The organism is Enterobacter sp. RHBSTW-00994, from assembly GCF_013782625.1.
Classification (GTDB): Bacteria; Pseudomonadota; Gammaproteobacteria; order Enterobacterales; family Enterobacteriaceae; genus Enterobacter.
The window spans coordinates 1,951,595-1,964,563 of the sequence record NZ_CP056199.1; the positions used below are offsets into that span (position 1 = coordinate 1,951,595).

Annotated in this window: 16 protein-coding genes and 1 other annotated feature; of the genes, 13 read left to right on the forward strand and 3 right to left on the reverse strand. The window is 49.5% G+C overall.

What is annotated here, in order from left to right; genetic code table 11:
• Positions 1–20 precede the first annotated feature (20 nt).
• On the reverse strand, positions 21–953 hold the full coding sequence (gene pfkB, locus HV346_RS09355) for a 6-phosphofructokinase II (protein ID WP_181623737.1): 933 nt from the start codon (positions 951–953) through the stop codon (positions 21–23).
• Positions 954–1,247: 294 nt separating this feature from the next.
• On the opposite strand from pfkB, the gene HV346_RS09360 reads away from it, so the two are divergent.
• The gene (locus HV346_RS09360) at positions 1,248–2,006 is read left to right on the forward strand and encodes a YdiY family protein (protein ID WP_181623221.1); all 759 of its coding nucleotides are present in this window, start codon (positions 1,248–1,250) and stop codon (positions 2,004–2,006) included.
• A gap of 265 nt (positions 2,007–2,271) precedes the next feature.
• The gene (locus tag HV346_RS09365; RefSeq protein ID WP_181623222.1) at positions 2,272–2,505 is read left to right on the forward strand and encodes a hypothetical protein; all 234 of its coding nucleotides are present in this window, start codon (positions 2,272–2,274) and stop codon (positions 2,503–2,505) included.
• 206 nt (positions 2,506–2,711) lie between these two features.
• On the opposite strand, the gene yniD is transcribed toward HV346_RS09365, so the two are convergent.
• Together yniD and yncL are read right to left on the reverse strand one after the other, a co-directional pair.
• Positions 2,712–2,819 carry a small membrane protein YniD gene (gene yniD, locus HV346_RS09370; RefSeq protein ID WP_008500658.1) on the reverse strand — a complete coding sequence of 36 codons (108 nt, stop codon included), beginning with the start codon at positions 2,817–2,819 and terminating at the stop codon, positions 2,712–2,714.
• 98 nt (positions 2,820–2,917) lie between these two features.
• On the reverse strand, positions 2,918–3,100 hold the full coding sequence (yncL, locus tag HV346_RS23530) for a stress response membrane protein YncL (RefSeq protein WP_346010421.1): 183 nt from the start codon (positions 3,098–3,100) through the stop codon (positions 2,918–2,920).
• 235 nt (positions 3,101–3,335) lie between these two features.
• Between yncL and thrS the strand changes: the two genes are divergently transcribed.
• The 11 genes from thrS (at position 3,336) to btuD (ending at position 12,910) form a co-directional block, all read left to right on the forward strand.
• Positions 3,336–5,264 (forward strand): threonine--tRNA ligase, encoded by a 1,929-nt coding sequence (gene thrS / locus HV346_RS09380; RefSeq protein ID WP_181623224.1) that lies wholly within the window; start codon positions 3,336–3,338, stop codon positions 5,262–5,264.
• Between the two features lie 3 nt (positions 5,265–5,267).
• Positions 5,268–5,810 (forward strand): translation initiation factor IF-3, encoded by a 543-nt coding sequence (gene infC, locus HV346_RS09385; RefSeq protein WP_181623738.1) that lies wholly within the window; start codon positions 5,268–5,270, stop codon positions 5,808–5,810.
• A gap of 96 nt (positions 5,811–5,906) precedes the next feature.
• Positions 5,907–6,104, forward strand: a complete 198-nt coding sequence (gene rpmI, locus HV346_RS09390; RefSeq protein ID WP_001124225.1) for a 50S ribosomal protein L35 — start codon at positions 5,907–5,909, stop codon at positions 6,102–6,104.
• A gap of 54 nt (positions 6,105–6,158) precedes the next feature.
• Positions 6,159–6,515, forward strand: a complete 357-nt coding sequence (gene rplT, locus HV346_RS09395) for a 50S ribosomal protein L20 (protein ID WP_012017122.1) — start codon at positions 6,159–6,161, stop codon at positions 6,513–6,515.
• A gap of 117 nt (positions 6,516–6,632) precedes the next feature.
• Positions 6,633–6,756: a sequence feature (Phe leader region), on the forward strand.
• On the forward strand, positions 6,638–6,682 hold the full coding sequence (gene pheM, locus HV346_RS09400; RefSeq protein ID WP_001386830.1) for a pheST operon leader peptide PheM: 45 nt from the start codon (positions 6,638–6,640) through the stop codon (positions 6,680–6,682). (Overlaps the previous feature by 45 nt.)
• A 40-nt stretch (positions 6,757–6,796) precedes the next feature.
• Complete coding sequence (gene pheS / locus HV346_RS09405) at positions 6,797–7,780, forward strand: phenylalanine--tRNA ligase subunit alpha (RefSeq protein WP_181623225.1); 984 nt, start codon at positions 6,797–6,799, stop codon at positions 7,778–7,780.
• Between the two features lie 15 nt (positions 7,781–7,795).
• Positions 7,796–10,183, forward strand: a complete 2,388-nt coding sequence (pheT, locus tag HV346_RS09410) for a phenylalanine--tRNA ligase subunit beta (protein WP_181623226.1) — start codon at positions 7,796–7,798, stop codon at positions 10,181–10,183.
• A 4-nt stretch (positions 10,184–10,187) separates the two neighbouring features.
• Positions 10,188–10,487 carry an integration host factor subunit alpha gene (ihfA, locus tag HV346_RS09415; RefSeq protein WP_003857805.1) on the forward strand — a complete coding sequence of 100 codons (300 nt, stop codon included), beginning with the start codon at positions 10,188–10,190 and terminating at the stop codon, positions 10,485–10,487.
• A 100-nt stretch (positions 10,488–10,587) separates the two neighbouring features.
• Entirely contained in the window at positions 10,588–11,568 is a 981-nt protein-coding gene (btuC, locus tag HV346_RS09420; RefSeq protein WP_181623227.1) for a vitamin B12 ABC transporter permease BtuC, read from the forward strand.
• Positions 11,569–11,603: 35 nt separating this feature from the next.
• Complete coding sequence (locus HV346_RS09425) at positions 11,604–12,155, forward strand: glutathione peroxidase (protein WP_181623228.1); 552 nt, start codon at positions 11,604–11,606, stop codon at positions 12,153–12,155.
• Positions 12,155–12,910, forward strand: a complete 756-nt coding sequence (gene btuD, locus HV346_RS09430) for a vitamin B12 ABC transporter ATP-binding protein BtuD (protein ID WP_181623229.1) — start codon at positions 12,155–12,157, stop codon at positions 12,908–12,910. Before HV346_RS09425 ends, btuD begins: the two co-directional genes overlap by 1 nt.
• Positions 12,911–12,969 lie beyond the last annotated feature (59 nt).

The following is a 12,969-nucleotide window of genomic DNA, read 5'->3' on the forward strand; positions in this document are numbered from 1 at the left end:
GCTGGCAAGGGGAGTCGCTGTCAGGATCGGGATAAGTACTCGACGATTTTCTGTGTGTCGGCAAGTGAACACAAGCGTGTTCCGTGATTAATGGTCGCAGCGCTACCGGCGGCAACACCGTAGCGAGTCATCTCCAGCAAAGAAGCGCCTTGTGCGAGTTTTAACGTCATCGCCCCCACCATGCTATCGCCAGCACCAACGGTGCTCTGACTTTTCATCGGTGGTGGCACAACCTGTACAAAGCCTGTTTCATCGACCGCAAGCGCCCCTTGTGGGCCCAGAGAGACGACCACGCGACGCGCTTTTCCACTGCATACCAGCTCCTGTGCAGCGGAACGTACATCGTCGGGTTGGGTCAGCTCACGATTAACCAACGCGCTTAACTCTTTCTGGTTTGGTTTGACAAGTTCAAGATTGCCCGGTATCAGAGCCGCATGAAGCGCCTCACCGGAACTGTCGACAATGCAACGGGTCCCTTTTTTCTGCACTGCACGAATGAGCAGAGTCAGTTTTTCTGTGTCAACACCGGGTGGAAGACTGCCGCTAATGACCAGCAGAGCACCACTCTCAATGGCAAGCACTTTTTCCTCTAATTGACAAAACTCATCATCGCTCAGGTGTGCACCAGGCATCACAAAACGGTACTGTTCTCCACTGGACTCAACATGGACGTGTAAGTTTTGCCGCGTCCAGTCTTCAGCATTGACAGTCTCAACGGCCACGTTTTCGTCTGTAAGAAGCGCGACCAGATGTTCCCCGGTTGCTCCACCAACAGGAAAAATGGCGGTGGCTTTACCGCCAAGATGCGTAATTGCCCGCGCGACATTAATACCGCCACCGCCAGGTTCAAAAACAGGGGCGCTGCAGCGCAGTTTACCTTCCGGGTAAATCTGAGGTGTCAGGGTTGCGGAGTCGAGAGAAGGGGAAAGTGTCAGCGTATAGATCGGAACCATCATGACCTCCTTTTTATATGGATATCAGTAAGCCTGGCATCAATTAAGCCGAAGGGAAAGTAAATAACAGTATGATTTTAAAAATGAATGCCGACAAATGTGATGGAAGGTTATTATAAATTAAATGCTGCTTTGAGAGCGTTCTTATTCAAAAAATGAAAGAATAAATCATTGCTATGTTATTAGCGCCTTTTTATAATTTGTTACCTTTCTCTGGACGCCTTGTCATTGATCCTCAAGAAAGTTTCCGGGACCGTGGTGGTCTCTTTTTTTGTTGTACGGACTCCTTAATAAATGAAGCTTTTGAAGACAGTACCTGCTGCACTGATGCTGGCAGGTGGTGTGTTTGCATCAATGAATGCAGCCGCCGATGATACCGTTTTTACTGTCATGGACGATCCCACGACTGCGAAAAAACCCTTTGAAGGTAACCTGAATGCAGGGTATCTGGCGCAGTCGGGTAACACGAAAAGCTCTTCCCTTACCGCTGACACAACCCTGACCTGGTATGGCAGTAATACGGCCTGGTCGCTGTGGGGCAACGCCAGCAATACGTCCGCGAACGACGAGCGCTCCTCGGAGAAATATGCTGCGGGTGGACGTAGCCGTTATAATGTGACTGACGCTGACTACCTGTTCGGTCAGGCAAGCTGGTTAACTGACCGCTATAACGGTTATCGCCAGCGTGATGTATTCACCGCAGGTTACGGTCGTCAGTTCCTGAACGGGCCTGTTCACAGCTTCCGTTTCGAATTCGGTCCGGGTGTTCGTTACGATGAATACACCAACGATGAGACGAAGACACAACCGTTAGGTTATGCGTCTGGTACGTATGCCTGGCAGTTCACTGATAACGCGAAATTTACTCAGGGTGTTTCTGTTTTCGGTGCTGATGATACGACGCTGAACTCTGAGACTGCATTGAACGTTGCCATCAACGAACACTTCGGCTTAAAAGTGGCTTATAACGTGACCTGGAACTCTTCACCTCCAGCCTCTGCGCCGGATCATACCGACCGCAGGACCACGATTTCACTGGGCTACAAGATGTAATTTAGATGGGCCGATATATTATCGGCCCATCTATTTATTTTAACAGGTTGTGCTATTTTACATTGAACAGTGTTTTAAAATAATTGACCTGACAATATCTCCATATTTTCTTCATAATTAGAGCCTGGGATATACAATCAGTTTATTTGACACGAATTGATAAATAAATTGACTAGGAAAAAGTGTGATCAAGATCTACACTCATATCACAGGCAACATTTCGCCTTAAGACGTTCTGCATTAATTTAGAAAGAGAACAACGATTATGAAAAAAATCAAATCCGCTGCTGCAGCAATGGTGCTTTCTGCACTTTCATTTGGTGTATTTGCTGCTGATACAGTCAACCAACCTGCCAGTACCACCACTAGCCAAATTGGTATTACTCAAGCCTCTGATGTAGAAGCTGGCTCTAACATCGCCCCAGGCTCTCAATCAACGGGTCAGTCAATGAATGATGCCTTCGATGTGCACAAACTCGTTGCCGGTGAGTGGTCCTGATAAATACACTGTCGTGTTGTTATTGAATTTCAAGCAATAAATCAACCGTCAAAAAACCGGATTTTGTTGTACCGGTTTTTCGCAGTGAATAGTGTAAGGTTATTTAAGTTTTACTATTAATCTGTATTTCGTATTGACAAAAAATGAGCCGCTGTAATTTATTGTCTGAAACGTAGTTTCTTGTTTTTACTTATTCATTTAATTCACTATCCCCAAATCATTGCGGCCCAGCGTAATAACAGCATTGCGCCACAAATGGCAATTAACACCAGCACCATCTTCCAGTGTTTTACGGCAAAACGTTTTGTTGGCATAACTCAGTCCTTGTCAGTTGATACTGTTAGTGTATCAAACCGAGGGGAGAAATGCTGGCATCCTGGGATAAGCTTATACGCCATGAGTGCAGGCAGACTTAAAACCAGTGAAATTTATCGGCGAGAATCAACACGACACCGGCTGCTGAAAGAATGTTCAATATCACCACAGTTCTGCTGGATACGTTCATCGTTTTCCCCTTTGGATTAGCGAACCTGTTCAAGAATAGTTCAGCGCATGTGAAATGCGAGCACCGGGAACTGACCGTTTGTAAACTCATGCAAAAGTATCAGACGCATCTATCTGACCTCAGAGGGTGCATTCTCCCTTTTGTTAGTGTTAACATTGCAAAGCTTGCCGTGAATCATCCTTTATCTGAATTTCGGGCGAGTGCATGATGACGAGCCAATTTGACGATTGTTGGTCAGATGGCGTCGCAATCTACTGTTAAAACACGATTATTTTCTTTGTATATGCTCTTATGTGTGGGGCATCACTGCAAATAAGGATATAAAATGCCTGTAATTACTCTTCCAGATGGCAGCCAACGCCATTACGACCACGCCGTTAGCCCAATGGATGTTGCCCTGGACATCGGTCCTGGACTCGCAAAAGCGACCATCGCTGGCCGTGTTAATGGTGAACTGGTTGATGCGTCCGATCTGATTGAAAACGATGCGCAGTTATCCATCATCACCGCGAAGGACGAAGACGGTCTGGAGATCATTCGTCACTCCTGTGCGCATTTATTAGGTCATGCGATCAAACAGCTTTGGCCGAATACTAAAATGGCAATTGGTCCGGTAATTGACAACGGTTTTTACTATGACGTTGACCTTGACCATACCCTGACCCAGGAAGATATCGACGCGCTCGAAAAACGAATGCACGAGCTCGCTGAAACCAACTACGACGTCATCAAGAAGAAAGTCAGCTGGCACGAAGCGCGTGAAACCTTCGTAAAACGCGGCGAGAACTACAAAGTTTCTATTCTTGATGAGAACATCGCGCATGATGACAAGCCAGGCTTGTATCATCACGAAGAATATATCGACATGTGCCGTGGACCGCATGTGCCGAATATGCGTTTCTGTCATCACTTTAAATTGATGAAAATCGCGGGTGCATACTGGCGTGGCGACAGCAACAATAAAATGTTGCAGCGTATCTATGGTACTGCATGGGCAGATAAAAAAGCCCTGAATGCGTATCTGCAGCGTCTGGAAGAAGCAGCTAAGCGTGACCACCGTAAAATCGGTAAGCAACTTGACCTGTATCACATGCAGGAAGAAGCGCCGGGTATGGTGTTCTGGCATAACGACGGCTGGACTATCTTCCGTGAACTGGAGACTTTTGTTCGCTCCAAGCTTAAAGAGTATCAGTATCAGGAAGTGAAAGGCCCGTTCATGATGGACCGTGTGCTGTGGGAAAAAACCGGGCACTGGGACAACTATAAAGATGCAATGTTCACTACCTCTTCAGAGAACCGTGAATACTGCATTAAGCCAATGAACTGCCCTGGGCATGTTCAGATCTTTAACCAGGGTCTGAAATCCTACCGTGACCTGCCGTTGCGTATGGCCGAATTCGGTAGCTGCCACCGTAACGAGCCATCAGGCGCGCTGCACGGGCTGATGCGTGTTCGTGGCTTTACTCAGGATGATGCACATATTTTCTGTACCGAAAATCAGGTGCGCGATGAAGTTAACGCCTGTATCCGTATGGTCTACGATATGTACAGCACCTTTGGCTTCGAGAAAATCGTCGTCAAACTCTCAACGCGTCCGGAAAAACGTATCGGTAGCGATGAGACATGGGATCGTGCTGAGGCGGATCTGGCTGTTGCACTGGAAGAAAATAACATCCCGTTTGAATATCAACTGGGTGAAGGTGCATTCTACGGTCCGAAAATTGAATTTACCCTGTATGACTGTCTCGATCGTGCATGGCAGTGCGGTACTGTACAGCTGGACTTCTCTCTGCCGCAGCGTTTAAGCGCCTCTTATGTGGGCGAAGATAACGAGCGTCAGGTCCCGGTTATGATTCACCGTGCGATTCTTGGTTCTATTGAACGCTTTATCGGCATTCTGACCGAAGAGTTTGCTGGTTTCTTCCCGACCTGGCTTGCGCCAGTTCAGGTTGTCGTGATGAACATTACTGATTCTCAGGCTGATTACGTTAAAGAATTGACGCAGAAACTACAAAATGCGGGCATTCGCGTAAAAGCGGACTTGAGAAATGAGAAGATTGGCTTTAAAATCCGCGAGCACACTTTACGTCGTGTCCCGTATATGTTGGTCTGTGGTGATAAAGAGGTGGAAGCAGGCAAAGTTGCCGTTCGCACCCGCCGTGGTAAAGACCTGGGCAGTCTGGACGTAAGTGACGTGATTGAGAAGCTGCGACAAGAGATTCGCAGCCGCAGTCTTCAACAACTGGAGGAATAAGGTATTAAAGGCGGAAAACGAGTTCAAACGGCGCGCCCGAATCGTATTAATGGCGAAATTCGCGCGCAAGAAGTTCGCTTAACAGGTCTGGAAGGCGAGCAGCTTGGTATTGTGAGTCTGAGAGAAGCTCTGGAAAAAGCAGAAGAATCCGGAGTAGACTTAGTCGAAATCAGCCCTAACGCCGAGCCGCCAGTTTGTCGTATTATGGATTACGGCAAATTCCTCTATGAAAAGAGCAAGTCTTCTAAGGAACAGAAGAAAAAGCAAAAAGTTATCCAGGTTAAGGAAATTAAATTCCGACCTGGTACCGACGATGGCGATTACCAGGTAAAACTCCGCAGCCTGGTACGCTTTCTGGAAGAGGGTGATAAAGCTAAGATCACACTGCGTTTCCGCGGTCGTGAGATGGCTCACCAGCAGATCGGTATGGAAGTGCTTAACCGCGTCCGTGACGATCTGAGTGAACTGGCAGTAGTCGAATCCTTCCCAACGAAGATCGAAGGCCGTCAGATGATCATGGTGCTCGCTCCTAAGAAGAAACAGTAAGGCCTTCAAGTAGCAATTCCTGTGGAGCCTATAGGTTTTACAGGCATTGCTCGCCTATGTTTCGTTTATTAACAATGCGAAGTGGAAGTTATTAAGATGCCAAAAATTAAGACCGTACGCGGTGCTGCTAAGCGCTTCAAAAAAACCGGTAAAGGTGGTTTTAAGCACAAGCACGCAAACCTGCGTCACATTCTGACTAAGAAAGCTACCAAGCGTAAACGTCACCTGCGTCCTAAAGCCATGGTTTCCAAAGGCGATCTGGGCCTGGTAATCGCGTGCCTGCCGTACGCATAAGTCGTTAACGTTTTTTAAACCTTTTTTAATTAGAATAGATACAGGAGAGCACATATGGCTCGCGTAAAACGTGGTGTAGTTGCCCGTGCACGTCACAAGAAAATTTTGAAACAAGCTAAAGGCTACTACGGTGCGCGTTCTCGCGTATACCGCGTTGCCTTCCAGGCTGTTATCAAAGCTGGTCAGTATGCTTACCGTGACCGTCGTCAACGTAAGCGTCAGTTCCGTCAACTGTGGATTGCGCGTATCAACGCAGCAGCACGTCAGAACGGTATTTCTTACAGCAAATTCATCAACGGCCTGAAAAAAGCCTCTGTTGAAATCGACCGTAAGATCCTTGCTGACATCGCAGTATTCGACAAATTAGCGTTTACCGCGCTGGTCGAAAAAGCGAAAGCAGCACTGGCATAAGCCAGTTGAAAGAGGGAGCTTTTGCTCCCTCTTTTCATTTAACACCATCAGAAGATTGACTTTTATCCGTTGAGCCTTTTCAATAAGAGCTCAAGATCCTTACCACACAAGGTAACGCAAGCATGAATGCTGCTATTTTCCGCTTCTTCTTTTACTTTAGCACCTGAATTCAGGAGGCTAGCGCGTGAAAGATGAAACGAAAAACAGCGCCAGAAAGCCTCCGAATGGAGGCTTTTTTTGTATCTGCAGCTGATGAATATCGCCACATAATGAGGAAAACCATGTCACATCTCGCAGAGCTGGTTGCCAGTGCAACGGCTGCCATTAACCAAGCGTCAGATGTTGCCGCGTTAGATAACGTCCGCGTCGAATATCTGGGCAAGAAAGGACATTTAACCCTTCAAATGACCACCCTGCGTGAGCTGCCGCCAGAAGAGCGTCCAGCTGCGGGTGCGGTCATTAACGAAGCGAAAGAGCAGGTGCAGCAAGCGCTGAACGCGCGTAAAGCCGATCTGGAAAATGCCGCACTGAATGCTCGTCTGGCTGAAGAGACCATTGACGTTTCCCTGCCTGGCCGTCGTATTGAGAACGGTGGTCTGCACCCGGTAACCCGAACAATCGATCGTATTGAAAGTTTCTTCGGTGAGCTCGGCTTTACCGTGGCGACTGGTCCGGAAATCGAAGATGACTACCATAACTTCGATGCGTTGAACATTCCTGGCCATCATCCGGCACGTGCTGACCACGACACTTTCTGGTTTGATGCCACCCGTCTGCTGCGTACTCAAACTTCGGGCGTACAGATCCGCACGATGAAGGATCAGGCGCCGCCAATCCGTATTATCGCGCCGGGTCGTGTCTATCGTAACGACTACGATCAGACTCACACCCCAATGTTCCACCAGATGGAAGGCCTGATTGTCGATAAAAATATCAGCTTTACTAACCTGAAAGGGACGCTGCACGACTTCCTGCGTAACTTCTTTGAAGAAGATCTGCAGATCCGTTTCCGTCCATCCTATTTCCCGTTCACCGAACCGTCTGCGGAAGTTGATGTGATGGGTAAAAACGGCAAATGGCTGGAAGTGCTGGGTTGCGGCATGGTGCATCCTAATGTACTGCGCAACGTGGGTATTGACCCGGAGGTGTATTCCGGTTTCGCATTCGGTATGGGCATGGAGCGTCTGACCATGCTGCGCTACGGCGTAACCGATTTGCGCGCATTCTTCGAAAACGATCTGCGTTTCCTCAAACAGTTTAAATAAGGGCAGGACAGAACAATGAAATTCAGTGAACTGTGGTTACGCGAATGGGTGAACACCTCTCTTGATAGCGATGCGCTTTCAAACCAGATCACCATGGCCGGTCTGGAGGTTGACGGTGTTGAGCCAGTTTCAGGTGCATTTAATGGTGTGGTTGTCGGTGAAGTTGTTGAGTGCGGCCAGCATCCAAACGCGGATAAACTGCGTGTAACAAAAGTTAATGTAGGTGGCGACCGCCTGCTGGATATCGTCTGCGGCGCGCCAAATTGCCGCCAGGGCCTGAAAGTGGCTGTGGCAACGGTGGGTGCTGTTCTGCCAGGTGATTTTAAAATTAAAGCGGCGAAACTGCGTGGTGAGCCTTCTGAAGGCATGCTGTGTTCTTTCTCTGAACTGGGTATTTCCGACGATCATAACGGCATTATTGAATTGCCACAGGATGCGCCAGTTGGAACAGATATTCGCGAGTATCTGAAACTCGATGACAACACCATTGAAATCAGTGTGACGCCAAACCGTGCAGACTGCTTAGGTATCATCGGCGTAGCGCGTGACGTTGCGGTATTGAACCAGACTGAACTGAACGTGCCGGAAATCACACCGGTTGCGGTAACCATCAGCGACACGCTGCCTATCCAGGTTGAAGCGTCAGATGCATGCCCACGTTACCTCGGTCGAGTGGTGAAAGGCATCAATGTTAAAGCACCAACGCCGATGTGGATGAGAGAGAAGTTACGCCGCTGTGGTATCCGTTCTATTGATGCCGTTGTTGATGTGACTAACTACGTCTTGCTGGAACTCGGTCAGCCGATGCACGCGTTCGATAAAGATCGTATCGAAGGCGGTATTGTCGTGCGTATGGCGAAAGAGGGCGAAACTCTGGTTCTGCTGGACGGTAGCGAAGCGAAGCTGAACGCCGACACGCTGGTGATTGCCGATCACGCTAAAGCACTGGCAATGGGCGGTATCTTTGGCGGCGAGCTCTCGGGTGTAAATGACGAAACGCAAAATGTGTTGCTGGAATGTGCATTCTTCAGCCCGCTGTCCATCACCGGCCGCGCACGTCGTCACGGCTTACATACTGATGCCTCTCACCGCTATGAGCGTGGCGTGGATCCAGCGCTGCAATACAAAGCAATGGAACGTGCGACACGTCTGCTGATCGATATCTGTGGCGGTGAAGCTGGCCCTGTTATTGATGTCACGAACGAAGCGACGCTGCCTAAGCGTGCCACTATCACCTTGCGCCGCAGTAAACTGGACCGTCTGATTGGTCACCATGTTACTGACGCACAGGTAAGCGACATTCTGCGTCGCCTGGGTTGTGATGTAACTGAAGGCCAGGACGAATGGAAAGCGGTTGCGCCAAGCTGGCGTTTCGATATGGAAATCGAAGAAGATCTGGTTGAGGAAGTGGCCCGTGTATACGGCTATAACAATATTCCCGATGAACCGGTACAAGCGGGTCTGATCATGGGTACGCACCGTGAAGCGGATCTGTCCCTGAAGCGTGTGAAAACCATGCTGAATGACAAGGGTTATCAGGAAGTGATCACTTATAGCTTCGTTGACCCTAAAGTACAGCAACTGGTACACCCAGGTCAGGAAGCATTGATTCTGCCAAGCCCAATCTCCAGTGAGATGTCCGCCATGCGTCTCTCTCTGTGGACGGGGCTGCTCGGAACGATTGTGTATAACCAGAATCGTCAGCAGAACCGCGTACGTATTTTCGAAAGCGGTTTACGCTTTGTGCCGGATACACAGGCTAACCTGGGGGTTCGTCAGGATCTGATGCTGGCGGGGGCAATAAGTGGCAACCGTATTGAAGAGCACTGGGATCTGGCAAAAGGTACAGTTGATTTCTACGATATGAAAGGCGATCTGGAAGCTGTTCTCGATCTGACCGGTAAATTGTCTGAAATCGAGTTCCGTGCAGAAGCCATCCCTGCTTTGCATCCCGGTCAGAGCGCTGCTATTTATTTAGAGGGCAAACGCGTTGGTTTCATTGGCGTTGTTCACCCAGAGCTGGAGCGTAAACTGGATCTGAACGGTCGCACAATCGTATTTGAACTGGAGTGGAATCCGGTTGCAGACCGCGTCATACCTCAGGCACAGGACATTTCTCGCTTCCCGGCAAACCGTCGTGATATCGCTGTTGTGGTCGCTGAAAATGTTCCTGCAGCAGATATTTTGGCCGAATGTAAGAAAGTTGGCGTAAATCAGGTAGTTGGCGTAAACTTATTTGACGTGTACCGCGGTAAGGGCGTAGCGGAGGGTTCGAAGAGCCTCGCTATTAGCCTTATCCTTCAGGATACCAGCCGTACACTCGAAGAAGAGGAGATTGCCGCTACCGTTACCAAATGTGTAGAGGCATTAAAAGAGCGATTCCAGGCATCATTGAGGGATTGAACCTATGGCGCTTACAAAAGCTGAAATGTCAGAATATCTGTTTGATAAGCTTGGGCTTAGCAAACGGGATGCCAAAGAGCTGGTAGAGCTGTTTTTCGAAGAGATCCGTCGTGCTCTGGAAAATGGTGAGCAGGTAAAACTCTCCGGTTTTGGCAATTTTGATTTGCGAGACAAAAACCAACGTCCGGGCCGTAACCCGAAGACGGGGGAAGATATTCCCATTACAGCTCGCCGCGTGGTGACCTTCAGACCCGGCCAGAAGTTAAAAAGCCGTGTCGAAAACGCAACGCCCAAAGCAGAGTAATATGAACTAACTAAAAAGGCCGCATTCGCGGCCTTTTTTCTTTGCTCTCCCGCAAACCCACCGTAAAATCAAATACCTCTCATCCTGGTAAACAGCATCCATGCTTGATTTAGTGCATCGCCAACGCCAATCTGACCTCCGTACTCTGTCGGTGCTCATGATTCTGCTCGTGATAACGACGGGGGTTAGCCTGTGTGCAGGTGACAGATGGCTCGGCCCCGAAAACTGGTTTGGCATTGATGGGCAACTTTTTGTCTGGCAGATCCGTCTGCCGAGAACCCTGGCGGTGATCCTTGTCGGCGCCGCATTAGCCTTGTGTGGAACCATTATGCAGGCCTTGTTCGACAACCCGTTGGCAGAACCTGGTTTGCTGGGTGTCTCAAATGGGGCGGGCGTTGGCTTTATCGCAGCCGTCATGTTGGGCGGTGGAGAACTTTCAACGCCTGGTATCAGCGTGAGCGCTATTGCTGGCGCGCTGGTAATAACCATTATCTTACTCCGTTTTGCCCGACGCCATCTTTCCACCAGTCGGTTGCTTCTGGCGGGGGTGGCATTGGGGATTATTTGTAGTGCGTTGATGACCTGGGCGGTCTATTTTTCGACCTCGTTTGATTTACGCCAGCTTATGTATTGGATGATGGGCGGTTTTGGCGGAATTGACTGGCGACAAAGCTGGCTGATGGTACTGCTTGTTCCTGTGATGTTATGGGCCTGCTGCCAGTCTCATCCGCTTAATATCCTGGCATTGGGGGAAACAACAGCCCGCCAGCTAGGTATGTCGATCGGCCTGTGGCGTAACATACTGGTTATCGCGATTGGCTGGATGGTGGGGGTGAGTGTGGCGCTGGCGGGGGCAATTGGTTTTATTGGTCTGGTTATTCCGCACATGTTACGCCTTTGCGGAATCACCGATCACCGTACCTTACTCCCGGCATCAGCGGTAGCGGGGGCCGCAACGTTACTGGTCGCGGATATCATCGCGAGGCTTGCACTGTCCGCCGCGGAGTTACCGATTGGCGTGGTGACTGCTACGCTGGGCGCGCCAGTCTTTATCTGGCTACTATTAAAATCCGGACGTTAAAACGACATAATCGTGAGACAAACTGAGGGCATGCTATGCAATACGATATTCTGAATACCGAAGTGACGACGATCGACGGCGAAAAAACCACGCTGGAAGGCTACAAAGGTAAGGTGCTTCTGCTGGTTAATGTGGCCTCTAAATGTGGCCTGACACCACAGTATGAACAGCTTGAAACACTGCAGCAAGAATGGGAGAAAGAGGGCTTTACCGTGCTCGGTTTCCCATGCAACCAGTTCCTGGGACAAGAGCCGGGCAGTGAAGAGGAAATTAAAACGTTTTGCAGCACGACCTATGGCGTGACATTCCCGATGTTCAGCAAAATTGATGTGAACGGAGAACATCGTCATCCGTTGTATGAAAAACTGGTTACTGCTGCGCCTATTGCTGTTGCGCCGGAAGGGAGTGGTTTTTATGAGCGAATGGCCAGCAAGGGCCGCGCACCGCTTTCTCCTGAAGATATCTTGTGGAATTTCGAAAAATTCCTGATTGGTCGTGATGGTCAGGTCATTCAGCGTTTCTCGCCAGATATGACCCCGGATGATCCTGCGGTAATTAAAGCCATTAAACAGGCCATTGCTCACTAATGACCTTGCTGATGCAGCTGACAGATGTCGCAGAAAAGGGACGTCTTAAGCCCATCACGGCTGCGGTAAATGCAGGAGAAATCCTGCATCTCGTGGGGCCTAATGGGGCAGGGAAGAGCACGTTGCTGGCGCGTATGGCGGGGCTAACCAGAGGTGCGGGCAATATTGCTTTGCAGGGCCATTCTCTTTCTGAGTGGCCCTCCCTGGCGCTATCAAATCGTCGCAGTTATCTTGTTCAGCAACAAACGCCTCCGTTTGCGATGCCGGTTTGGCACTATCTGATGCTGCATCTGCACGATAAAAACCACACTGAGTTACTGAAGGATGTCGCCCGGTCGCTGGGGCTGGAAGATAAACTCGCGCGTCATGCCAGCCAGCTTTCCGGTGGTGAGTGGCAGCGTGTACGGCTTGCAGCCGTTATTCTCCAGATTCACCCTGCGGGAAATCCATACGGATGTTTGCTTTTGCTGGACGAACCCATGAGTGGTCTGGATGTAGCCCAACAGGCCGCGTTGGATCGAATGTTAAGCGCACTTTCCCTAAAAGGCATTGCGGTGGTGATGAGCAGTCACGATTTGAACCATACACTGCGCCACGCGCATCGGGTGTGGTTATTGGCCCGTGGGGAGATGATTGCCAGTGGGTCGCGTGATAGCGTGCTGACCCCCCCAAACCTTGCCATCGCGTACAATATGCCTTTTCGTCGTCTGGATATTGAAGGGCACAAGATGTTGATTTCTACTGCACAAGAGTAACCGTTTCTTGCGCAGGGGCGTATTTGCACGCTAAATTACGGAAAGAACAATAAAAGCAG

Coding starts and splice junctions, on each gene's coding strand:
- pfkB (WP_181623737.1), bottom strand. CDS start 953: ATGGTTCCGATCTATACGCTGACACTTTCCCCTTCTCTCGACTCCGCA.
- HV346_RS09360 (WP_181623221.1), top strand. CDS start 1,248: ATGAAGCTTTTGAAGACAGTACCTGCTGCACTGATGCTGGCAGGTGGT.
- HV346_RS09365 (WP_181623222.1), top strand. CDS start 2,272: ATGAAAAAAATCAAATCCGCTGCTGCAGCAATGGTGCTTTCTGCACTT.
- yniD (WP_008500658.1), bottom strand. CDS start 2,819: ATGCCAACAAAACGTTTTGCCGTAAAACACTGGAAGATGGTGCTGGTG.
- yncL (WP_346010421.1), bottom strand. CDS start 3,100: ATGAGTTTACAAACGGTCAGTTCCCGGTGCTCGCATTTCACATGCGCT.
- thrS (WP_181623224.1), top strand. CDS start 3,336: ATGCCTGTAATTACTCTTCCAGATGGCAGCCAACGCCATTACGACCAC.
- rpmI (WP_001124225.1), top strand. CDS start 5,907: ATGCCAAAAATTAAGACCGTACGCGGTGCTGCTAAGCGCTTCAAAAAA.
- rplT (WP_012017122.1), top strand. CDS start 6,159: ATGGCTCGCGTAAAACGTGGTGTAGTTGCCCGTGCACGTCACAAGAAA.
- pheS (WP_181623225.1), top strand. CDS start 6,797: ATGTCACATCTCGCAGAGCTGGTTGCCAGTGCAACGGCTGCCATTAAC.
- pheT (WP_181623226.1), top strand. CDS start 7,796: ATGAAATTCAGTGAACTGTGGTTACGCGAATGGGTGAACACCTCTCTT.
- ihfA (WP_003857805.1), top strand. CDS start 10,188: ATGGCGCTTACAAAAGCTGAAATGTCAGAATATCTGTTTGATAAGCTT.
- btuC (WP_181623227.1), top strand. CDS start 10,588: ATGCTTGATTTAGTGCATCGCCAACGCCAATCTGACCTCCGTACTCTG.
- HV346_RS09425 (WP_181623228.1), top strand. CDS start 11,604: ATGCAATACGATATTCTGAATACCGAAGTGACGACGATCGACGGCGAA.
- btuD (WP_181623229.1), top strand. CDS start 12,155: ATGACCTTGCTGATGCAGCTGACAGATGTCGCAGAAAAGGGACGTCTT.